At 65.1% G+C, this 20,122-nt stretch carries 20 protein-coding genes and 1 pseudogene; 8 read left to right on the top strand and 13 right to left on the bottom strand.

Annotated features, from left to right (window positions below):
* The first annotated feature begins 52 nt into the window (after nucleotides 1–52).
* The 4 genes from AB0362_RS07325 to AB0362_RS07310 all read left to right on the top strand — a co-directional run bounded on the left by AB0362_RS07325 (nucleotide 53) and on the right by AB0362_RS07310 (nucleotide 3,816).
* Nucleotides 53–1,102 (top strand): hypothetical protein, encoded by a 1,050-nt coding sequence (locus tag AB0362_RS07325; protein ID WP_366235338.1) that lies wholly within the window; start codon nucleotides 53–55, stop codon nucleotides 1,100–1,102.
* A gap of 151 nt (nucleotides 1,103–1,253) precedes the next feature.
* Complete coding sequence (locus tag AB0362_RS07320; protein ID WP_094640614.1) at nucleotides 1,254–1,541, top strand: ANTAR domain-containing protein; 288 nt, start codon at nucleotides 1,254–1,256, stop codon at nucleotides 1,539–1,541.
* 140 nt (nucleotides 1,542–1,681) lie between these two features.
* On the top strand, nucleotides 1,682–2,650 hold the full coding sequence (locus AB0362_RS07315) for an Hsp70 family protein (protein ID WP_366235337.1): 969 nt from the start codon (nucleotides 1,682–1,684) through the stop codon (nucleotides 2,648–2,650).
* 164 nt (nucleotides 2,651–2,814) lie between these two features.
* The gene (locus AB0362_RS07310) at nucleotides 2,815–3,816 is read left to right on the top strand and encodes a fused (3R)-hydroxyacyl-ACP dehydratase subunits HadA/HadB (protein WP_366235436.1); all 1,002 of its coding nucleotides are present in this window, start codon (nucleotides 2,815–2,817) and stop codon (nucleotides 3,814–3,816) included.
* Here AB0362_RS07310 and AB0362_RS07305 read toward each other — a convergent pair.
* The gene (locus AB0362_RS07305; RefSeq protein ID WP_366235336.1) at nucleotides 3,791–4,540 is read right to left on the bottom strand and encodes a VOC family protein; all 750 of its coding nucleotides are present in this window, start codon (nucleotides 4,538–4,540) and stop codon (nucleotides 3,791–3,793) included. The two genes, AB0362_RS07310 and AB0362_RS07305, sit on opposite strands and share 26 nt — an antisense overlap.
* Before the next feature lie 53 nt (nucleotides 4,541–4,593).
* Here AB0362_RS07305 and AB0362_RS07300 point away from each other — a divergent pair.
* Nucleotides 4,594–4,716 (top strand): annotated as a pseudogene (locus tag AB0362_RS07300) (steroid 3-ketoacyl-CoA thiolase); the annotation flags it as partial.
* A gap of 169 nt (nucleotides 4,717–4,885) precedes the next feature.
* A complete protein-coding gene (locus AB0362_RS07295) occupies nucleotides 4,886–5,326 on the top strand; it encodes an Hsp20/alpha crystallin family protein (protein ID WP_149407006.1) in 441 nt (146 codons plus the stop codon).
* A 31-nt stretch (nucleotides 5,327–5,357) separates the two neighbouring features.
* Here AB0362_RS07295 and AB0362_RS07290 read toward each other — a convergent pair whose 3' ends face one another.
* Genes AB0362_RS07290 through AB0362_RS07255 form a run of 8 tightly spaced genes read right to left on the bottom strand, consistent with a single transcriptional unit; the run spans nucleotide 5,358 to nucleotide 12,395 of the window.
* Nucleotides 5,358–6,011 carry a TenA family protein gene (locus tag AB0362_RS07290; protein ID WP_366235335.1) on the bottom strand — a complete coding sequence of 218 codons (654 nt, stop codon included), beginning with the start codon at nucleotides 6,009–6,011 and terminating at the stop codon, nucleotides 5,358–5,360.
* A complete protein-coding gene (locus AB0362_RS07285; protein ID WP_366235334.1) occupies nucleotides 6,008–6,760 on the bottom strand; it encodes a glutamine amidotransferase in 753 nt (250 codons plus the stop codon). The genes AB0362_RS07290 and AB0362_RS07285 overlap by 4 nt, the downstream gene beginning before the upstream one ends.
* A 9-nt stretch (nucleotides 6,761–6,769) precedes the next feature.
* Nucleotides 6,770–7,801: a phosphotriesterase gene (locus AB0362_RS07280; RefSeq protein WP_366235333.1), complete on the bottom strand. Its 1,032-nt coding sequence runs from the start codon at nucleotides 7,799–7,801 to the stop codon at nucleotides 6,770–6,772.
* Nucleotides 7,798–8,832, bottom strand: coding sequence for an ABC transporter permease (locus tag AB0362_RS07275; protein WP_366235332.1), 1,035 nt, complete (start codon nucleotides 8,830–8,832; stop codon nucleotides 7,798–7,800). The genes AB0362_RS07280 and AB0362_RS07275 overlap by 4 nt, the downstream gene beginning before the upstream one ends.
* Complete coding sequence (locus AB0362_RS07270) at nucleotides 8,829–9,614, bottom strand: ATP-binding cassette domain-containing protein (protein ID WP_068049297.1); 786 nt, start codon at nucleotides 9,612–9,614, stop codon at nucleotides 8,829–8,831. Before AB0362_RS07270 ends, AB0362_RS07275 begins: the two co-directional genes overlap by 4 nt.
* A gap of 4 nt (nucleotides 9,615–9,618) precedes the next feature.
* Nucleotides 9,619–10,632 (bottom strand): substrate-binding domain-containing protein, encoded by a 1,014-nt coding sequence (locus AB0362_RS07265; protein WP_366235331.1) that lies wholly within the window; start codon nucleotides 10,630–10,632, stop codon nucleotides 9,619–9,621.
* Entirely contained in the window at nucleotides 10,629–11,525 is an 897-nt protein-coding gene (locus AB0362_RS07260; RefSeq protein ID WP_366235330.1) for a carbohydrate kinase family protein, read from the bottom strand. Before AB0362_RS07260 ends, AB0362_RS07265 begins: the two co-directional genes overlap by 4 nt.
* Before the next feature lie 3 nt (nucleotides 11,526–11,528).
* Entirely contained in the window at nucleotides 11,529–12,395 is an 867-nt protein-coding gene (locus AB0362_RS07255) for a BtpA/SgcQ family protein (protein ID WP_366235329.1), read from the bottom strand.
* A gap of 201 nt (nucleotides 12,396–12,596) precedes the next feature.
* On the opposite strand from AB0362_RS07255, the gene AB0362_RS07250 reads away from it, so the two are divergent.
* Nucleotides 12,597–13,622, top strand: coding sequence for a LacI family DNA-binding transcriptional regulator (locus AB0362_RS07250; protein WP_149407014.1), 1,026 nt, complete (start codon nucleotides 12,597–12,599; stop codon nucleotides 13,620–13,622).
* On the opposite strand, the gene AB0362_RS07245 is transcribed toward AB0362_RS07250, so the two are convergent.
* The 3 genes from AB0362_RS07245 to AB0362_RS07235 are packed head-to-tail and all read right to left on the bottom strand — an operon-like array spanning nucleotide 13,583 to nucleotide 16,772.
* Entirely contained in the window at nucleotides 13,583–14,698 is a 1,116-nt protein-coding gene (locus AB0362_RS07245; RefSeq protein ID WP_366235328.1) for a M20/M25/M40 family metallo-hydrolase, read from the bottom strand. The genes AB0362_RS07250 and AB0362_RS07245 overlap by 40 nt on opposite strands.
* Nucleotides 14,695–15,558 (bottom strand): alpha/beta fold hydrolase, encoded by an 864-nt coding sequence (locus AB0362_RS07240; protein ID WP_366235327.1) that lies wholly within the window; start codon nucleotides 15,556–15,558, stop codon nucleotides 14,695–14,697. The genes AB0362_RS07245 and AB0362_RS07240 overlap by 4 nt, the downstream gene beginning before the upstream one ends.
* A complete protein-coding gene (locus AB0362_RS07235) occupies nucleotides 15,552–16,772 on the bottom strand; it encodes a lipase family protein (RefSeq protein WP_317798387.1) in 1,221 nt (406 codons plus the stop codon). The genes AB0362_RS07240 and AB0362_RS07235 overlap by 7 nt, the downstream gene beginning before the upstream one ends.
* A 157-nt stretch (nucleotides 16,773–16,929) precedes the next feature.
* Between AB0362_RS07235 and AB0362_RS07230 the strand changes: the two genes are divergently transcribed.
* Nucleotides 16,930–17,685: a TspO/MBR family protein gene (locus tag AB0362_RS07230; protein WP_366235326.1), complete on the top strand. Its 756-nt coding sequence runs from the start codon at nucleotides 16,930–16,932 to the stop codon at nucleotides 17,683–17,685.
* A 28-nt stretch (nucleotides 17,686–17,713) separates the two neighbouring features.
* On the opposite strand, the gene AB0362_RS07225 is transcribed toward AB0362_RS07230, so the two are convergent.
* Entirely contained in the window at nucleotides 17,714–20,068 is a 2,355-nt protein-coding gene (locus AB0362_RS07225) for a pyruvate dehydrogenase (protein ID WP_366235325.1), read from the bottom strand.
* Between the last annotated feature and the right edge of the window lie 54 nt (nucleotides 20,069–20,122).

Raw genomic sequence — 20,122 nt, 5'->3', positions numbered from 1 at the left:
GAGACTCGAAGGGTACTCTGAGTCCGAATCGAATTCGGGGGAGTCGACGATCATGGCCATTGCGCTCGGGGTGCACGTCGGTGACGACGAAATATCTGCTGCGTTGGTCGAGGCCGATCTACCCGAGCTCGGCCCCATTTCCACTCGCACCGTCTCCGTCTCCTCGGCTCCCGGGGGTGTCGGGGACGCCGTCACGACGATGCTCGGAATCATGAGAGTGCAGGCGGCCCAGAACGACCTGCTGATCAGCGGTTCCGGGGTGGTCTGCGACAGCATCGCGCTCTGTGGGACCGTTCGCGCCGCTCTGGCCGCCCACGATATTTATGACGTCGGGGTAGTGGATGCCGGAGATCCGCGGTTGAACTCCGCGGTTCCATTGGGAATTGCAGCGGCACTGATCGGAGCCAAGGCCGCACTCGCCGAGCCGGTGGCCGTTCCGACTGCGACGGTTGACGAAGACCGAAGTGGTTCCGGCAGCGACGTGGCCGGTACACCCCGCAGCGCGAGAGTGACGATGATCGGGTTGGGTGTTGCGGTTCTCGCTGCACTGAGCGGAGCCACCGTGTGGGCTCTTGCTGCGTCCGATCCGACGCAGAATTCCGGGGTCGATAGCGCCGATGTTGCCGAGGTCCCGTCGAGTGGAGACAGCGAAGCCGCGTCCTCGGCGGTGGTGGTCGCCGATTCGGCGGTCCCCTCTACCGGCCCGTCGGCGGTTCCGTCCGTCGACACCGGATTGCTCGAGGCCCCCGCGTACGGGCCGATGCCGATCGGTACCTGGAGTGCAGCACCCACTGCGGGTTCGGGCCCCGCTCCGTACGTCGAGGCGTCGTCGGGAGGAGGCAACTCCGGTCGCGTCGATGCGGGTGGCGTCGATGCGGGTGGCGGCAGACCTGGCGGGGGCAACTCCGGTGGCGGTGATTCCGGCGGTGGTGACTCGGGTGGCGACTCGGGTGGCGAGGAAACGACGACCGTCGATCCCCCGCCCGAGCCGGAACCCGAAACCGAGGTGCCGTCCACGGAGCCGGCCGAGCCGACCACCGAGGTTCCGGAGACCACCGAGCCCACCACCGATACAGAACCGCCGGCGGATCCGGTCGAATAGCCCTCGATCCGTTGATTGCATTGTGAGCGAGCGGTTTTGATACTTGTACAAGTCCTTCACGTGACGGGTATGTGAATTCGACTCGGACACCTGAACTTCTGCTCACCCGTCGCTACCATCGAGTGATCGACCAGTAGACGGTGAGTATTCGATGACCGAACATCCCGCAGCAGAACCGGTGACCCGTACGACCATCGACAGGGCAGTGGGTGTTCTCATCGCACTGCGTGGCTGTAGTCCGGAGGAGGCGTTCGCCGAATTGGCGGCGCACAGCTTCCGCTTCGATGTCTCGCTCGTGCAGTCCGCCCGCTCCATCGTCGCGGCTGCGCGTGGGATGGATTCGGCCAACGGTGTCGCGTGCGCGGCGATGACGTCGGCGCAGGAGGAATGGGGTCCGCTGCTGGCGGACCGTCGAGAACCTTTCGACCACGTTGCCTGAGAACGGACAACCGATGTCCGGCTGCTTGTTATATCTCCCAAAACAAACCGAAAGTTCATCGAGATACCCAGTTTGCTGTCCAGGCGGCGGTTCGACGGTTAGTATCGGCTGGTCGGAGTAGCCAGTCGAGTCGAGGAATCATGAGAACAGTCCTTGGTGTTTCGGTGGGTTCCGCCACTGCCCGAGGGGTCGCAGTCGATGCGATCGACGAGTCGGTGCGGTCGGCCCACATCGTTCACTCGTTCGATCCCGACGACCATCTTCAGGTCGCCATCGACTTGCTGGACTCCATGTCGCGCGACCAGATGGTCGACAGAACCGACATCGTCTTGGCTGTGCCCGACGATCCCGGTGCTCGCGCGCGAACCTCCGCCTACTCCACGTACGAGGCCGATCGTCTGCTGGTCGCCTCCGAACTCGGTGCTCAGCTGCGGTATCTGCGGGGCACCGGCCAGCTGGAGGGCGCTCGTACCGTCGCGATCTGTGACGTCGGGGCGTCGGGCACCACGGTGTCGGTCGCGGATCCGGCAACCGGCACGGTCTTCAGTTCGGTGCGCACGACGCTGTTCGGGGGTAACAGCTGCGACGAGCAGGTCGCCCGCTACTTGATCTCGATGTACGGAGCGGACGAGTTGGCGTCCGATCGCACCCGAGCAGATCTGGCGGTGTCGGTTCACGCCGCACGCGAGCAGCTGTCCAGGCTGCGGGTGGCGGAAGTTGCCGGACCTTTCGTCGGCGGGCCGGTGCGGTTGTGGCGCAATACTTTCGACGATGTTCTCGAGCGCAGCATTCGTTCGTTGGAGGACTGGGTGGCCAGTGTCATCGTCGACGCCCCCTGTGCCGTGAACGCCCTGGTGATGGTCGGCGGCTGCGCCAACATCCCGACGCTGCGGCGCCTGTTTCGTCGTGATCTGATGCTGCCGGTCGTCGCGCCCGCCAATCCGGAGTCCCTCACCGCGCACGGTGCAGCCCTGATGGCGGTCGACGCGGTCGCGTCGCGTCGCCATCACCCGCGTGGTGCCATGATCGCCAACGTTGTGCCGTCGCAACACGCCTCGATGGTGGGCATGGTGGGCTACCACGACTCTCCGCGACACCGCTCGGCTTGACCCCTCCGGCCTGGCCAACCAACGCCGTTGTTCGGTAGGTTGCTCGGGTAATGGTGAACAGTGGGGTACGAGACGGTGGGACAACAGTGGCAGAGCAGGTAGCGGAGTCCGGTACGGCAGCGACCGGCGAGGAAGCGTTCGATCCGGCGGAACACGCTCGGAGCATGGTCGGTTATCACTACCGCACCGGGGACTACTACGAGGTGGGCCGCGAGAAGGTCCGTGAGTATGCCCGGGCCGTCCAGGATTTCCACCCCGCCCACTGGGATGGCGACGCTGCCGCCGCTCTGGGTCACAGTGCCCTCGTCGCACCTCTGACGTTCATGTCGCTGGTCGGCACCCTCGCGCAGAAGAAGCTTCTCCAGTCCATCGCCGAGGGCTACGACCTGAGCCAGATTCTGCAGACCGATCAGGTGCTGGTGTTCCAGAAGCCGATCCTTGCCGGCGACCAACTGACATGCGATGTCTCGCTCGATTCGTTCAAGACGGTCATGGGTCGCGACATGATGGTCACCAAGAACGTCGTGTCCAATCAGAAGAACGAATTGGTGCAGACCACGTACACCACGCTCCTCGTCGGTCGGTCCGGCGAGATCGATCCGGCCATCGCCGAGTCTGCGAAGAACTTGGTGATGTTCGGTGCGACGACGGACGTCGGCGGAGCCGATTCCGGCCAGAGCGACACACTGTCCACTCCGCAGGAGCACGAGCCGCTGATCGTCGAGGAGTACCGGGGTCGGCCGACTCAGAAGTTCGACGACGTGAACGTCGGAGACGAACTGCCGCCGCGCACGGTGCGCCTGACCCGCGGTGATCTGGTCAACTACGCAGGCGTTGCCGGCGACGCGAACCCGATTCACTGGAGTGAGCAGTTCGCCAAGCTGATCGATCTCGAGAACGTGCTGGCCCACGGGATGCTCACGATGGGCGTCGGCGGGGGCTACGTCACCGAGTGGCTCGGCGACCCGGGCGCAGTGAAGGACTACACCGTCCGCTTCACCACCCCCATCCCCGTGGACACCCACAAGGCCGCCGAAATCGTCTTCACCGGCAAGATCAAGTCCAAGGACGAGGCGACGCGTACTGCAGTGATCTCACTGGGCGCAACATTCGAGGGCAAGCGAATCTTCGGCCACCGCGCTACGGCAACAGTGCAATTGGGCTGAATGCCTGCGGCAGTGGTGTGATTAGGTGCCCTGGGCGGCACTCAATCACACCACTTGACGGCTTAGTTGGTTCGCCTCTGCCGCGGATCGGCTCCCCAGTTTTGGATTTCTGACTCCGATCGGCGTCGGGTATCCGAATGTGGGGAGCTGATCTGCAGGGTGCAGTGGTATTTACGCCCTTCGTTGGAATCCGCACCCCCTGTAGCGGGCGTGAATTCATGCGAGGGGCGTAGATGTGTTCTGGGTTCATCCCCCCCACGAAGATGCAGAATGGATGGCCGGCCGGGTCGGCATAGATTCGGATCGGCTCCACCGGGTCGTCGTGCAGATCCCGAAGCAGAGTAGCTCCCAAACCCATTGCACGCGAATGCTCTTCGTCGAGTTGCGCGACAGTGTCGACGCGGAAGTCCAGGTGCAGCATTTGAGGGTGTTCGCCGTCCGGCCACGTTGCGGCCGGAAGTGCGTCGACCTGCTGAAACGCGATGCGCCACGAACCGTCGGGTGCGGTGATCGCGAGCCAATCCGGATTGATCGGTTCGGCGTCGCCGGGCACGTATTCGAATCCGAGTAGTTGCCGGTAGAACTCGGCTGACTCACGGGTGTCGGTGCAGTCGAGGACCACTTGATGTACCGAAATGTTCATGATCGGGTCGTCTCCTCGGAGTGCTGCACCATTGCTGATCGGGTCGATCCTGCAGAACCAGTTGACCGCATCGCGGGGCATCGCACAACGCTCAGGCGATCACGATCCGGCCCGTTCTGTAGATCGAGGACGGCAGCGGTGCGCGCATCATGACGACCATGGTTCACGCCCTCGCCGAACGTGAGCAGCGATTCGGGCTGCAGGTGATGTGCGAAGCGGGAGGGCTCTCGAACGCGACCATCATCGAACGACTGTAAGTGCCTGCGGCAGTGGTGTGGTCGAGTGCCCTGGGCGGCACTCAGCCACACCACTGCGGAGCAAATTCCCTCTTGGCACTCGTGGGTGGAGAGTGCTAATTTGGGACTCGCACAGTGAAGACGCGGCCGCTACAGGGGCGGACGCATCGTCGTTCAGGAGGTGGTTGCTGTGCTTCGCTTCGATCCGTTCCGTGACCTCGACTCGATTGCTGCCGGGATGCTCGGCGCGACCAGTGGTTCGGACCGTGCACCCAGGTTCATGCCCATGGACCTCTACAAGCTCGACGATCACTACGTCCTCAACGCAGACCTCCCGGGTGTCGATCCGGGCTCGATCGATGTCGACGTCGATCGCGGCACTCTCACGTTGACCGCGCATCGAACCGCACCCACCAGTGATGGCGTGCAGTGGCTTTCGTCGGAGCGATTTGCCGGAACGTATCGTCGCCAGCTCTCGCTCGGTGACGGGGTCGACGCGGAGAAGATCTCGGCGTCCTACGACAACGGCGTCCTGACGGTCACCATCCCGCTGGCAGAGCGGGCCAAGCCGCGCAAGATCGAGATCGCCCACGACAACACGCAACGAACCATCGAGACCCAGGCAAGCTGAGCGCCTACGGCAGTGGTGCGGATAGGTGCCTTCAGTGGCGCTTGTCCACACCACTGTCGTGGGTAATCGCGGCGTCGTGAAATTCCATCTCGGCAGCCAACATTCCGACGAACCACGCGTCCAGGGTCGCGTCGTCCACCTCGTCCATCGCGTCGACTTCTCGGGCCAACGCGTCCACCTGCGCGACGAACGCGGGGCGGGTATGCATCTCGATCCACTCCTGCAGTGCCGATTCACGATCGACAGATTTGTCCATCGCCGCGCGACACCAAGACAGATACAGGGTTTCGGCGGCGAACATTGCGACCAGAGCTGCGGCTCTACCGTCCTTACGAGCAAGTCCCAGTGCGTAGTTCGACAGAACGGACGAGCTCTCGATCAATTCGTCCACGTCACCGTCGTACGGAAACTGCTCGCGTAGCCCCGCGAAATATTCGCGCTGCTCGCCGACAAGGTTGGACAGCGACGTCACGTGATCGGTGGCGTCGTCCAACGACGTCGACTCCGCGACCACGAGCCCGAGAATGCGCACCGCGGTGAGCACGAATGCTTCCTCGATCACCAGGTAGCGCCGAAAGTCGTCGTCGCGCAACGTGCCGTCGATCGAGTCGGTGATGAAGCGGACACGCTGCGCGGCAGCGAGATTGCGATGCTGCCGCGCAGTCAGTTCGGCGGAGCGAGTCATCTCTCGGACAACCAGGTGATCAGGCCGTCGAACAGATCCGTGTATCCGAGCCATTGTTCGCAGAACTCCGGCGGTGCCCAGTGCGGTGAGCAGTCCGAGGTGAACACTGCGGAGCGGCCCTTGCCGTAGGTGCCCGCCGCCACCAGCGGATCGCCGTCGATGGTGGCCGGTACGGCAACCCCGTCCTTGGCGATCACGCGGTTGTAGCCGAGCAGGGCAGGCCACTCGGTGCCGCTGCCGCTCACGGTGGGGTGGGTTCCGTCGACGACGACGGGAATCATTCCACCGGGCGTCTCCACCCGATCGTCCTCCGGGAGCATCGTCACCGGGAGTGCGTCGGCGAGGGCCGTCTGCCGGAACGCGGCCCGAGCCTGAAATCCGGAGAACGAGAGGTATCCGCCGATCATCATCAGCGCACCGCCGTCGTGCACCCAGTTCCGAAGCTCGACCAATCGATCCTCGCCCGCCTGGAAGCGGTCGAAAACATTGGGTGCCAATTGAATCGAGTTGGCACCGATATCGGAAAGCACCACCACGTCGAACTCCGACAGCGCTTCTGCGTTACCGGGGAACTGGGTGGGTACCAGGTGCGCCGGCATGTGCACCACCTCGTGCCCACGGGAGGCCAGCGCGTCCCGCAGTGGGCCGACGCCTTCGACGTAGGAATGCACGGTGAACTCGTCGACACCCTTGACGTGGGTGGACGACGTCATCCAGCTTTCACCGGCGATCAGAACTTTCTTACCCATGACGCTTCTCTATCCTTTTCCGGCCTGCTCGAAGAGCGACCTCGGGTTGTCTTGCATGAGTGAGGACACGCGCTGCGGATCCAGTCCGTTGCGAACCAGCCGAGCGGCGAAAGAGACCGGCACATAGGCCAATCCATTGCCTCCGTACTTACGCAACATCGATTTGAGGAACAGGTCGTGGCTGAGGAGGAGTTGCGCTCCGTATCCGCCACCGACCAGACCCACCACGGCGAGGGCAGTCTCGGCGGGTGGCGGCGACTGCCCCTCCCCGGGAAACTCGAAGGGCATACCGATCATGTCGAATTCGAGAAAGACGCCGCGATCGGCGAGTGCACACTGGTAATCGGGATCGTTGCCCGACGGATCCATGTGGCACAGCACCACCGCGCCCGGATCGACACCCATCTCGTCCAGAACGATATCGAGTACCGCCGGTCCATAGCGCTTCCAACCCGGAAGATGAACGAACAGCGGCACCTTCACCTCCCGTTGAGCGACGCATGCTGCGCGGAGCGCTTTCGCCTCGTTCTCGGTGAACGACGGCGAGATTCCGATCTCGCCGATCACGCCTGGCTTCGGCGCATCCGTATCGACGGTGAACTCGGAGACGAGCGACGCGGCGAGTGCGTCGATGCCGAGTGCGGCCACCTCGGGCGGATGCGTCGACTCGAGATACCAGCCCGAGCCCATGACGACCCGAACACCGGACCGGCGTGAGTAGTCGGCGAGAATCTGTGGTCGACGGCCGATACCCGGAGGTGTCAGGTCGACGATCGTCGTTCCTCCGTTGTCCGCGAACGTCTTCAGCTCGTCGAGAACCCCGGCTGCATCGTCGACTCGGCAGTTGTCGGCGCTGTGGTACGGGTTGTCGTGCAACAGCCACGCGTTCTCCGAGGCGACCGGGCCGGCGAGGATCTGCGCAACAACAGGATCCGGCGACGGTGAGTACGCGACGGAAGCGTCGTTGTGCAGGTGTTCGTGCGGTAGGACGAGCCCGAGCCGATCGGATTCGATCGGTCCGGTGACGGTGGTGACGATCACTGCTTCCCCGGCGCAGTCTGCAGGTGCTTGAACAGCGATGCCAGGGAATGTCCGCGCATGTTGATCCAGATCGCCATCAGCAGAACGACACCGGTGATGATGGGAGTCAGGAATGGACTGACGCCCAGCAGGGTGAGGCCGTTGGCGATGATGCCGGTGAGGACCGCGCCGATGACGGTTCCGATCACGGTGCCGCGTCCACCGAAGAGATTGGTGCCACCGAGTACAACCGCGGTGATGACGGTGAGCTCGAATCCGTTGGCGGAGTTGGCCGATCCGGATCCCAGCCGAGCTGCGATGAGAAGTCCGGCGATGCCCGCGGCGAGACCGGTGAACACCAACGTCATCATCAGCACTCGGCGGGTGTTGACGCCCGAGCGGCGAACGGATTCGACGTTGGAGCCGATCCCGGTGACGTAGCGGCCGAATCGAGTGCGGTTGAGGGCGATTGCGCCGATGATCACCACGCCGAGTGCGATCCAGGCGCTGGCCGAGAACCCGAGCCACGATGCGGTGCCCAGCTTGGCGAACGCCGTACCGGGAGTGATCGGGACGGAGAATCCCTCGGTGCGGTACAGCGCGATGCCGCGAATGATGGACAGCGTCGCGAGGGTGACGATGAACGGTGGAATGCCCTGGTAGGCAGCGAGCCAACCGTTGACCAGACCCCACGTGGCCCCCATCAAGGGCGCTGCCACGAAGACCACCGAGGAGTCGACGCCGGCCTGGATCAGCTCGGCGCTCATCGCAGCGACGAACGCCACCGTCGCCCCGACGGAGAGATCGATCTGACCGGTGGTGATCACGAACGTCATGGCGACGGCGATGATCAGAACCGGAGCGATCTGCGTCGCGAGGTTCGAGATGTTGGTGAACGTCAGGAACGACGATGTGGTGACCGAGAAGATCGCGGCGACGGCGACGGTGACGGCCAGCATGGCCAGCGTCGGCTTGTTCGCCTGCTGCCACAGGGTGGGTCTGCTGGCGAGCTTCTCCACGCTGGGTGGAGCGTTCTTGTCGAGAATCGTCATGAGGGGCCTCCCGGCCGGGACGTGGAGTGCGTGGGTACCGGGGTACGGGTGATGAGGCCGACGAGGGATTCGATGTTCAGGTCCCCGATGGGGACGTCGTCGACGCTCTGGCCCTCGTACATGACGGTGATGCGGTCGCAGACGCGGAACAGGTCCTGCAGTCGGTGCGTCACGAGGATGACGCCGACGCCCTGGGCCGCGACGTCCGTGATGAGTTTCAGTACCGACTCCACCTCGGCGACGGCCAGTGCCGCCGTTGGCTCGTCGAGGATCAGCACGTCGGGACGGAACGACACGGCGCGGGCGATGGCAACGGTCTGACGTTGTCCGCCCGAGAGCTGCCCGATCTCCTGGTACGTCGACTTCACCTTCACGTGCAGGTCCGCCAGGATCTTCGCGGCCCGCTCGTGCATGCCGTGCCGGTCGAGGAACGGACCCTTCCTGGGCTCGCGTCCGAGGAACAGGTTGCTGGCGACGTCGAGGGTGTCGCACAGGGCGAGATCCTGGTAGACGATGCCGATCTTCTTCTGTTGTGCGTCGAGCGGCGTCGAGAAGCGCACCGGGTTGCCGTCGACGCGCATCTCACCGCCGTCGTGTTGAACGGCGCCGGCAAGGATTTTCATGAGCGTCGACTTGCCGGCGCCGTTGTCTCCGACGACTCCGAGTACCTCGCCGCGTCCGAGCCTGAGATCGACTCCGCGCAGTGATTTGACCGGGCCGTACGACTTGGTGATTCCGGAGAGTTCGATCAGGGGTGGATCCGGTGAAAGCTGTTGTGTCATGGCTCTACTTCTCCAGGTAGTACATGTAGTCGCCGACGTTCGCCGGGGTGACGATCTGCGTCGGGACAGGGATGTCTGTGGGGGCGGTGCGTCCGCAGCCGAGGTCGATGGCGGCATTCATTGCCTCGTAACCGAATTCGAAGGTGTTCTGCTGTACGACGCCTTCGAGCCAGCCGGCCTGGAGCGCGGTGACGGCCTGATCCGACAGGTCCCATCCGACGGCCTTGACCCGGTCCTGTGCGCTCTGACTGTTCACTGCGGCAACGAGACCGATGAGCGCGGGTTCGCCGGTGGCGTAGACGTATTCCATGTCCGGATTACCGGTGAGCAGGTTCTCCGCGGCGGTTTGCGCGTTCTCCTGGATGTTGCGACCGTCGACCACTGTTCCGACGGTCATGCCTGCGGCGGAGACGGTGTCGGTGAAGCCCTTCTGGCGTTCGAGCTGGATGGTGCTGTTGAGCGCGCCGACGATACCGACGGTGCCGGTGTCGTTCGCGAGCTCGGCCAGGGTGTCGCCGATCTGCGCTCCGCCCTCGGCGTTGGCGGTGCCCACCTGGGTGGAGATGGCCGGATCGTCGACGGTGGCGTCGACGGCGACGACGGGGATTCCCGCGGCAGCTGCCTTGGCCACGGACGGCTTGATGCCGTCGGTGTCGATCGCGTCGACGATGATGGCGTCGACGCCGGAGGCGATGAGGTTGTCGAACGCGTTGGCCTGTGTGACGGAATCGTCGTTGCCGCTGATGATCTGGAGATCGACACCGGCTTGATCGGCCACGTTCTGAGCTGCGTTGTTGATCTGGTTGAAGAACAGGGCCTGAAGGTTGATCGTCACCAGGCCGATCTTGAGGGTGCCGTTGTTGCCCTCGCAGGATTCGGCGACGCGGGTGGGCTCGGGGATCGACGACGCGGCCGCGTCGGTCCCGCCGGCGGTATCGCTGGGAGCGGCGGAATCGCAGGACGTGAGCGTCAGCGCCACGGCAGCACCGAGAACGAGAGGGAGTGCGCGTTTGATCATGGGATCTCCTGGAGGTCGAATGGTGCGTGCGTGGAGGTGAATTGGGTCAGTTCGGTGAGGCTGGGGCAGCCGCGTGGACCGGGGGTGGCGCAGGCGAGGGCTGCCGACGCTCCCGCGAGACGTGCCGAGTCGGCCGGTGGTGTGCCTGCGTCCACGAAGGCGATGTAGGTACCGCAGAAACAGTCGCCCGCGCCGACGGCGTCGACGATGTCGACGCGCACCGCGGGTTCGGTGACGGTCTCGCCCGTAGGCGTGACCAGGGTCCACCCGTGTTCGCCGTCGGTGACGACGAGGTGGGTGTCGTGCTCGGCGGTCAGCGTCGACCACCGCTCGGCCTCGATGCCGAAGCTGTTCTGCCAGAGACTGCGTCCGACTATCACGTGGTCGGCGAGAGCGAATGCCCGCAGTGCGGCATCGGCGTCCTCGCAGCCGTCGAGGTCGATTGCGAGGCTGACGTTCGGGGGGAGTTCGGCGGGCAGCATCGCTGCTCGATAGCCGTCGAGGAAGAGCCGGCCGCCGCCCTCGGCGAGAGTGGCGAGCACCGCAGCCAACCGGGTGGCGTCGTTGGCGTCGTCCTGGCTGATGATGGATCGGTCGCCGCCGTCGGCGATGAGAACCACTGCGGTGGAAAGGAATGCGTCACGCGGTGACCAGCTGGTGTCGACACCGTCGTGTTCGAGTGTGGCGAGAAACTGCGTCGAACGCGGGTCCGGTCCGACGGCTCCGGCGAAGGCGACCCGGGCACCCATACGGGCGGCGGCGACGGCGGCGTTGGCGGTCATGCCCCCGTCGATGGTGTCGACAGCCGTCGCCTGAACCCGTTCGCCGAGCACCGGCACGTGCGGAACATGCACCGTCACATCGCTGTTGGCGTAGCCGAAGAAGACGATCATGCGCTACTTTCCTGCTGCGCGGGCGACGGCGCGTACCTTGTCGCCGTCCACCCGGCCCCACCAGCGCGCGTTCTCCTTGACCGAGGAGGCGATGATGGCACCGTCGCACTCCTTCATCAGATCGCCCACGTTGCCCGCGGTGATTCCGGAACCGATGATGACCGGGAGCACGGTGTTGTTCCTGATCACCGACACCTCGTCCACCGAGGCGGCGTCGCCGGTGCGTGAGCCGGTGGCGATGAGGACGTCGGCGTCGAAGAACTCGGCGTCCTCGGTCTGCTCGGCGATGGTGCGGTCGGCGACGATGGCGTGCGCACCGTGCTTGACGTGCACGTCGGCGAAGATCTTGACCGGGGTGGCTCCGATGCGATGGCGGAAGCGAGTGGTCTTGGCGGCCTGGCCCTCGATGAAGCCCTCGTTGGCGATGTACGCGTTGGCCCACTGGTTGACGCGGACGAAGCTCGCGCCTGCGGCCCACGCTGCGGCCACGCCGCATTCGCCTGCGTTGGACAGGATGCTGACGCCGACGGCTCGGCCGAATTCCGCGACCACGGCGGCGGTGACGACGCCCATCGTGGCCGCAGTTTCGTAGCCGTGCTCACCGGGCTTGAGGAACGGTATGTCCCAGTGGTTTTCGACGATGACCGCGTCGAAGCCGTTGTCGATGTAGGCGTGTGCCTCGGCGACTGCGAAGGCCGCGATCTCGGCGACGGGCTGGCCCTTGTAGTGCGGGCTTCCCGGGAGCGCGAGGAGGTGGATGGCCCCGATGAGGGCGGGGGTGGTGGCGACGATGTCGGCAAGCGCCGACGGCTTGGACGGAAATACTCCCAGCGACGACGTCGGGCTGGCTTCCGGAGGGGGCGTGCTCACGTGGGTGGCTCCTGGGATCGGGGCAATCGAGTCGGGCATGTAATCGATTACCTTGCGTATATGCACCGTAGGGGATCAGCACCCGTTCATGTCAAGGAATTCTCGAGTCGTTTATGTAAACGATTGCCTCTATCGTGTTAACCAGACCGGACGGTGTCCACGGTTCGCTACCCTCAGGCCACACCAAAGACTAGGAGTCGGATGCGCAAGGCAACGATTCGCGACGTCGCCGAACGTGCGGGCGTCTCGACGGCCACGGTGTCGCGGGCACTGTCGGGTTCTCGGCCGGTCTCGGAGGAGGTCGCCGCGGCCATCCGGCGAGCAGCGGACGAGCTGGGCTACTCCGGAAACATCATCGCCAGCTCGCTGCGTCGCAATCGCACCGACACCATCGGCATGGTGGTTCCGTCCATCGCCAACCCGTTCTTCACCTCGCTCGTCGTCAACGTGGAACACGTGCTCTCGCAGCGTGGACTGCAACTGTTCCTCTGCGATTCGCGCTCGGATCCGGCCGTCGAAGCGCAGCGCCTGCGAAGCCTGGTCTCTCGTCAGGTCGATGGCATCATCATCAGCCCGTGCCATGGTGAACGATCCGCCGACGCCGTCCGAGCCTCGGCTCGCGCGATCCCCGTCGTCCAACTGGACCGATTCGCCCTCGACACGCACACCGACTGGGTAGGCGTGGACGACGATGCGGCGCAGGCACTTCTGATGGATCACCTTGCCGCCCAGGGCGCACGCAGCGCCGCGTTCATCAGCTCGGAGCTCACCAACTCCTCCACCGAGCTGCGCCGGGCCGGCTTCTTTCGGCACGCCGCCCGCGTCGGCATCGAGACGCGAGAGGAGTGGACCCAGCTGGGCGACTACTCGATCGACTGGGGACGCGAATCATCCCGGGCGATGCTGGCATCGGCGTCTCGTCCGGACGCGGTGGTGTGTGCAGACGACCTGATCGCGCTGGGCGTGCTGCAGAGCTGCCAGGCGCTGGGGCTCGCCGTACCGTCGGACATCATGGTGACGGGCTTCGACGACATTCCGTTCTCCGCCTTGAGCAATCCGCCGATCACCACCATCAGGCAGCCCCAGGAACGGATCGCTGCCGAGGCGACGCGGCTGCTGGATCAGGCGATGAACACCGACCTCACCGGTACCGCGCACATCGCGCTCAAACCTGAACTGGTGGTGCGTCAGTCGACCGTAGGCCAGGCTCGAGTCACCGCGCCGTAGGCGGCGACAGCGGCGTCGAGTTCGGCCAAGGACACGCTCTCGTCGGCCGCGTGCATCAGCGCCGGCGTGCCCGGTCCCCACACCACGATCGGGGCCGACGGGGCCGCGGCGGCCAGGATGGATGCGTCGGTGAAGTAGGTGACCGGCTCTGCTGCAACGGGATTCGGGAGTGCGGAGATCCAGTTGTTGTCCGGCGTGGTGCGTACTCCGGGGAGGTCGATCCGCGCGTCGATACGATCCACTTCCGGCTGATCCCTCCACCAGGCCAGCAGATCCCGGCCATCGCCGACGGTACGGTGGTCGATCACCACGTGGGCAGCGTCGGGCACGATGTTGGGGGCCGAACCGCCGTCGATCAGTCCGACGTTGAACGTTTCCGCGCCCAGGAATGCATCCGAGGCGAGCGGCAGTTCCTCTTTTGCGCGCGCCAACACGTCGACGAGTTTGAAGATGGCGCTCTCGCCGCGTTGCGGTGTACTGCCGTGTGCGGCAACGCCTGCGGTGAACACGTCGACCCACAACGCACCGCGATGGCCGAGGTGTACGCGGTTCCCTGTGGCCTCCGGAACTACGACGGCTCCGACGCTGCAGTCGGCGACGGCGTGGCGGGCGGCCTGCGCGCCGAGCGATCCGATCTCCTCGTCGCTGGTGAGCAGGAATGCGACCGGGACGCCGTCGTGGATGGCGTTGAGCACTGCGGCGGTGGCCGCCACGAGACCGGCCTTCATGTCCGAGGTGCCTCGGCCGCGTAGGACGCCGTCCTCGATGTCGGCGACGAACGGATCGAACTGCCAGTGCTTCAGGTCGCCGGGCGGGACGGTGTCGACGTGACAGGCGAACATCAGCCGCGTCGTCTCGGGAGGTGCCTCGTTGGTTATCAGCATCCACGGGTGCGGACCGTCGGTGTCGCCTTCCACGGTCAGCATCGGAGTGCGCGCTCGAAGCAGCGACAGAACCGTGTTCATGGTCAGTCGCTGTGGTGCGGGGTCGCCGGAAACGGTGCTCGTGGCGACGAGTTCAGTGAGCAGGCCGGTGGTGTCCATGGTGCAGTATGCCTCCGGTTGTGGAGCGGTCACGCGCCGCTGAGGGCGATCGACCGCAACACTGCTGCGGCGGCCGCATCCGATGCCTGTGTTGGAATCCAGTGCGACACATCGGGTAACACGGTCAAGGTGTATGCAGCGTCGACGTAGCGCTGTGCATTGTCGACGGCGGATCGTCCGATGAAGGTGTCTCCGTCACTCCACACCATCGACGTCGGCACGGTGATGCGCAGACGGCCGATGCTCGGGTTCGAGAACGGAAGTCCGCGGTACCAGGTAACGGCGAAGGGCAGTGCGCCGTAGTCGACGATCTGCGTCTTCGTTCGTTCGAGGTCGTCTTCGGTCATTCCGCTGCGCTCGTACCACTTCTCGGCCCGTGCGCCGGGACGCATCATCCATTTCTCGGGCAGTAGCGGCAGTTGGAAGAACGCGAAGTACCAGGAGTGCAGAATTTGCTTCGAGGTGAGCATCGCGGTCATGAACGAGCCGGGATGCGGAACCGAGAACGCAGTCAGTGACGCAACGAGTCGAGGGTGTCGGCCTGCGGTGACCCAGGCGATGTTCGCTCCCCAATCGTGTCCGACCAGATGAACGGGTTGGCCGATCACCTGGATCAGGGCGGCGACATCGCCGACCAACGCTCCGATGCGATAGTCCCGTCGCCGCTTCGGTCGGGCCCGCGGTGAGTACCCACGCTGATCCGGTGCGACAGTGCGGAATCCGTGTTCGTTCAGAACGGCCATCACCGCGGACCACGACGATGCCCGCTCCGGAAATCCGTGCAGTAGCAACACGATCGGGCCGTCGAGCGGGCCTTGGTCGAGGACGTCGAACACCCATCCGTCATGGGTGTACTCGGTGATTCTCTCCGTCGCGGAGCCGCTAGTCAGCATGTGCTTGGCACCGATTGGCCTGCGAACACGGCAGCCAGGAATTGCATGGCGGCCTCGTCGCTGACGTCGTGGCCTTGCTCGGGTTGTTCCTGCGCGACGATCGGATCACCCAGAGCGCAAGCTTTTTCGACACCGTCGGCGGTCCACTGCGGCAGCACGATGTCGTCCTTCGCGCCGTAGGCCACGAACATCGGCACCTCGGTTCGCACCTGGGGGAGTGTGTAGCGGCCGATCACGTCGAGCAGCTGTTGCTCGGATTGCGCTGAGTCGGCGGCGAACTCGTCCGGAGCCATTGCCTCGACGGCTCGCTCCTTGCCGTCCGTGTCTCCGCCCGAGCAGGTGAGCAGCAGCTCGTTGTTGGCCTCCGCGACGGTGCCGCTGTAGTCCATCGGATCGATCGTCGGGTCGACTTGCTGTGCGCCGTAGAGCAGGTACGGCAGCAGCTCCTTCTGCGGTCTGGTGAGGTTTCCGTCCGTTGCCGCCTGCACCAGGGGCGTCAGGTCCGTCGGCGGCGACAGCGACACCGATCCCACCAGGTCGAGGCCCTGACCGTAGGTAGCGGCGAGTTCGTTTGCAGCCCAGGCTGCTTGGCCACCCTGCGACAACCCGACAGCGGCCCAGCGGGTGGACATGTCCGGCAGTGCGCTCTGGGCGGCGCGGGCCGCGTCGATCATGTTGTGTCCCGAGGTGCGCGGTTCCAGGTACGGGTGGGTGCCGCCGCCGGTGCCCAGGCCCTGGTAATCGGGCAGCACGGTGACGTATCCGAGTTCGGTGAAGTCCTGCACAGCGAATTGGTAGCCGAGTAGATCGGGATACAGGGTGGGTCCGCAGTCGGCCTGAATTCCTGTGGTGCCGTGCCCGTAGACGACGGTCGGCCAACCGCCCGCGGGTGGGGTGCCTGCCGGAACGGCTGCCACACCCGAGACCGCCGTGGGGGAATTGTCGACACCCGACGTGGACTCGTAGACGAATCGGTACAGCGTGGCTCCGGTGGCGGAGAGCTCCGTCGATCGATCGCCGAAGTCCTCGGAATCGAGAACGGTGCCCGGCACTCCGGTGAAGTCGTACTGCGGGGCCGGTGCGGTCGTCGTCTCGGCGGGCGTGACCGTGACCGAGGGCGCGGGCGGGGAGCTGCACCCGACGAGCGCGCAGGTGGACGCCGCGAGAACGGCTCCGACGCGTCGAGCTCGATTCGGACCACTGATGGCATTCACCCTCGCGTGTCTACCAGACCCTGGCGGGAATCGGCAGCCTCAACTGCCCGTGTGCTTCCGGCGGACATCGTCGACCAGGTCGTGAGTGGCGGCCGATTCGGGTCGGCAACTCGGCAGCGGTGTTTGCGACCGTCGTATTCAGGGGATCAGTGCTGCTATGAAAACAGTGGTCGTCGTCAGTGCGGTCGTAGCAGTCGTGGTGTCGTTTCTGGGGTCCGGTGCGTGGATCGGAACGCCGATCGCCGAGGCGGCGGGCGGGGCGCTCAGTGCCACGTCCACGCTGGTGGCACCCGCGGGCCCGGCATTCTCGATCTGGTCGGTCATCTACACCGGACTCATCGCCTACGCCGTCTGGCAGTTCCTACCCGGTCGCACCGCACGTCACGACGCGTTGCGTGCACCGATCGTCGCGTCGATGTTGCTCAATCCCGCGTGGATTCTCGTGATCCAGTTCGGCCAGGTGTGGCTGAGCGTGATCGTCATCGTCGCCTTGCTGGCGGTGCTCGTCCGCGTGTTCGTGCTGATGCAGCAGTATCGACCGGAGGGTGTGGCCGACGCGGTGATCACCGACGGCACGATGGGGATCTACCTCGGGTGGGTGTGTGTGGCGACGATCGCGAACGTCTCCGCGTGGCTGGTGAGTCTCGGATTCACCAGTGGTGCAACGGTATGGGCGGTCATCGTGCTCGTGGTGGCTGCCGGTGTCGGGGTGTTTCTGGCCCAGTTCTCCGGTGGTGCGGTCGCACCGATGTTGGCGATCGTCTGGGGATTGGGATGGTTGGCGCAGGGCCGCTTCTCCGGTGAGGTGGTCGATACGACTGTCGCTTGGGCAGCCGTTCTCGCCGCAGTGGTGGTCGCGATTGCCACGGTAGGCATCAGGTTCCGCACCCGTGAGGCAGTGTCATCTGGGTAGCTCCTCGACGGTCGGTGGGTCGGCCCGGTCAGTGATCGGTGACGTCGAGTGCGGCGCCGACGATGGAGTCGGTATCGATCTTGTGGTGCTTGTACACCTCGTCGAGTGATCCCACCTGTCCGAAGTTGCTCACGCCCAACGACGTCGAGGCCACTCGGTTGACCGTGGCGAGGAACGCGAGAGTGTGCGGGTGGCCGTCGAGCACGGTCACCATGGGCGTCGCCCGATCGGCGGGCAGGAGCTGATCGAGAATCCACGATTCTCCGACACCGCGTCCCTGCCTGGCTTGCAGTGCGCGGTAGAGCTCGCCTGGGCTGGTGATGCACAGAACGTCTGCGATCACGCCGACCTTGCTCAGTCGCTCGGCGGCCTCGAGTGCTTCGGTGATCACTGCTCCCATCGCCGCGATGGTCACCGTCGCACCGTCCCTACGCACCAGCGGGTATCCGCCGGCCACGACCTGGCGTCGGCGACGTTCTCGTGCCGCCGGGTCGGTGGGGACGTCGGCCTTCGACTGGTCGACGGGTCGCGTCGACAACCGTAGGTAGGCCGAGGTCCCGTCGGGCCGGCCCAGCCGCGCGATGCTGGCGAGCAGGGTCCATTCGACGTCGATGGCGAATGCGGGTTCGTAGCTGATGCAGCCTGGTTGTTCGAGACCGATCGACGGTGTCTTGATCGATTGGTGCGCACCGCCTTCCGCGGCCAGAGTGACGCCGGACGGTGTGCCGACGAGGATCGATTGACCGCCGGCGTAGATGCCGTACGACCACGGTTCGAGGGCGCGTTCGACGAACGGGTCGTACATGACGCCGATCGGGAACAGCGGCTGTCCCCATCGGCTCCAGGTGGCACCGAGTTCGCCCATCAGTCCGACGAGGTTGGTCTCGGCGATGCCGAGTTCCATGTGCTGACCGCTCGGTCCCTCGCGCCAGTGCATGATCGTCTCGGCGTCGTCGCCGAACCAGTCGTGTCGATCGGAGGAGGACCACACGCCGACCTTGTTGACCCAGCCGCCGAGGTTGGTGGTGGAGCTGACGTCGGGGCTCACTGTCACAACCCTTTTCGCTGCTTCCGGGGCCTCACGAGTGAGGTCTATCAGCGTGCGGCCGAGGGCAGCCTGAGTGGTGGCGGTGCCCTTCGGTGTGCGGCCGATGTCGGTGGGAACGGCAGGGGGAGTCGACGCCGGAACCGGTTCGCGGCGCAGCCGTTCCGCGGTGGCAGCGCACAGTCGCCCGGCAGCACTGTCTTCGTCGAAACGGCCCCAGGGCGCAGCGGGATCAAGGTCGAGGGTGCGAGCGAGCTCCGCGTACTCGTCAACGGTCAACAGCGAGGAGTGGTTCTGGGGGTGCCCCTGAGTGGGCAGTCCGAAGCCCTTGACCGTGTACGCCACGATCACGGTGGGCCGGGTGTCGTCGATGCGAGAGTAGGCCTCGCGCAACGCATCCAGATCGTGTCCGCCGAGGTTGCGAATCGACTCGGTCAGCAGTGTGTCGTCGAGATCGGCGATCAGTTCGGCGATTGCTGCGGCGTCGGGTCCGGATCCTGGAAGGCGGGTGCGCACCTCGTCGGCGCTGCAGCGCAGCAAGCGCTGATATTCGGGGTTCGGCATGTCCAGAATTCGGTTGCGGAGTGCGTCGCCGCCCGGCTTGGCGAAGAGGTCTTCGAGCAGTCGGCCGAACTTGACGGTGATGACCTGCCAGCCGGCAGCGTCGAACATCTTCTCGAGCCGCCGCGCCGCGATGTTGGGGACCACTCGGTCCAGCGACTGCCGGTTCAGGTCGACGATCCACACGATCTCGCCGAGCTCGGTGATGCCCGGGTCGATGACGGCTTCCCAGACTGCGCCTTCGTCGAGTTCTGCGTCACCGACCAGTGAGTACTGTCGTCCGCTGAATCCCGAAGTCCTGGGGGCGGAGTCGTCGGCACCGAACCGGCCCTCGACGAAGCGTCGGGACATCGCACCCCAGATCGGGGCCGTGGCACCGATGCCGACCGATCCGGTGGAGTAGTCGACGGTGTCGGGGTCCTTGGCCCGGGACGGGTAGGACTGCAGTCCGCCGTACGAGCGGAGAGTCGTCAGGTACTTCTCGTCCAACTCGCCCAGAAGGTAGTTGATCGCGTGCAGCACAGGCGAGGCGTGGGGTTTGACGGACACGCGGTCGCCGGGCTGCAGCTGCTCGAACCACAGTGAGGTCATGATCCAGACCATCGACGCGCAGGACGCCTGGTGGCCGCCGACCTTCAACCCTGTCGGGTTGGGCCGAATTCGATTGGCATGGTGAATCATCGACGTCGACAACCACAGCACCCGCTGAGCGATGTCGTGCAGGTCTTCGCCGTCACCGGCAGACGAACGGCGGTCGGCGGGGCTGATGCTGGTCATGACAGATGGCTCCTGAATCGACGATGAAGAACGTCCTGATGCCGGCCGAGACCG

This window comes from Rhodococcus sp. NPDC079359 (assembly GCF_040702585.1).
GTDB lineage: Bacteria > Actinomycetota > Actinomycetes > Mycobacteriales > Mycobacteriaceae > Rhodococcoides.
Note: the sequence above shows the minus strand (reverse complement) of the source record. Positions and strands in the feature narration are given on the sequence as shown.

Coding starts and splice junctions, on each gene's coding strand:
- AB0362_RS07305 (WP_366235336.1), bottom strand. CDS start 4,540: ATGCCCCGCGATGCGGTCAACTGGTTCTGCAGGATCGACCCGATCAGC.
- AB0362_RS07285 (WP_366235334.1), bottom strand. CDS start 6,760: ATGGGTAAGAAAGTTCTGATCGCCGGTGAAAGCTGGATGACGTCGTCC.
- AB0362_RS07230 (WP_366235326.1), top strand. CDS start 16,930: ATGAAAACAGTGGTCGTCGTCAGTGCGGTCGTAGCAGTCGTGGTGTCG.
- AB0362_RS07310 (WP_366235436.1), top strand. CDS start 2,815: ATGGTCGGTTATCACTACCGCACCGGGGACTACTACGAGGTGGGCCGC.
- AB0362_RS07325 (WP_366235338.1), top strand. CDS start 53: ATGGCCATTGCGCTCGGGGTGCACGTCGGTGACGACGAAATATCTGCT.
- AB0362_RS07250 (WP_149407014.1), top strand. CDS start 12,597: ATGCGCAAGGCAACGATTCGCGACGTCGCCGAACGTGCGGGCGTCTCG.
- AB0362_RS07315 (WP_366235337.1), top strand. CDS start 1,682: ATGAGAACAGTCCTTGGTGTTTCGGTGGGTTCCGCCACTGCCCGAGGG.
- AB0362_RS07225 (WP_366235325.1), bottom strand. CDS start 20,068: ATGACCAGCATCAGCCCCGCCGACCGCCGTTCGTCTGCCGGTGACGGC.
- AB0362_RS07320 (WP_094640614.1), top strand. CDS start 1,254: ATGACCGAACATCCCGCAGCAGAACCGGTGACCCGTACGACCATCGAC.
- AB0362_RS07275 (WP_366235332.1), bottom strand. CDS start 8,832: ATGACGATTCTCGACAAGAACGCTCCACCCAGCGTGGAGAAGCTCGCC.
- AB0362_RS07260 (WP_366235330.1), bottom strand. CDS start 11,525: ATGATCGTCTTCTTCGGCTACGCCAACAGCGATGTGACGGTGCATGTT.
- AB0362_RS07240 (WP_366235327.1), bottom strand. CDS start 15,558: ATGCTGACTAGCGGCTCCGCGACGGAGAGAATCACCGAGTACACCCAT.
- AB0362_RS07270 (WP_068049297.1), bottom strand. CDS start 9,614: ATGACACAACAGCTTTCACCGGATCCACCCCTGATCGAACTCTCCGGA.
- AB0362_RS07290 (WP_366235335.1), bottom strand. CDS start 6,011: ATGACTCGCTCCGCCGAACTGACTGCGCGGCAGCATCGCAATCTCGCT.
- AB0362_RS07265 (WP_366235331.1), bottom strand. CDS start 10,632: ATGATCAAACGCGCACTCCCTCTCGTTCTCGGTGCTGCCGTGGCGCTG.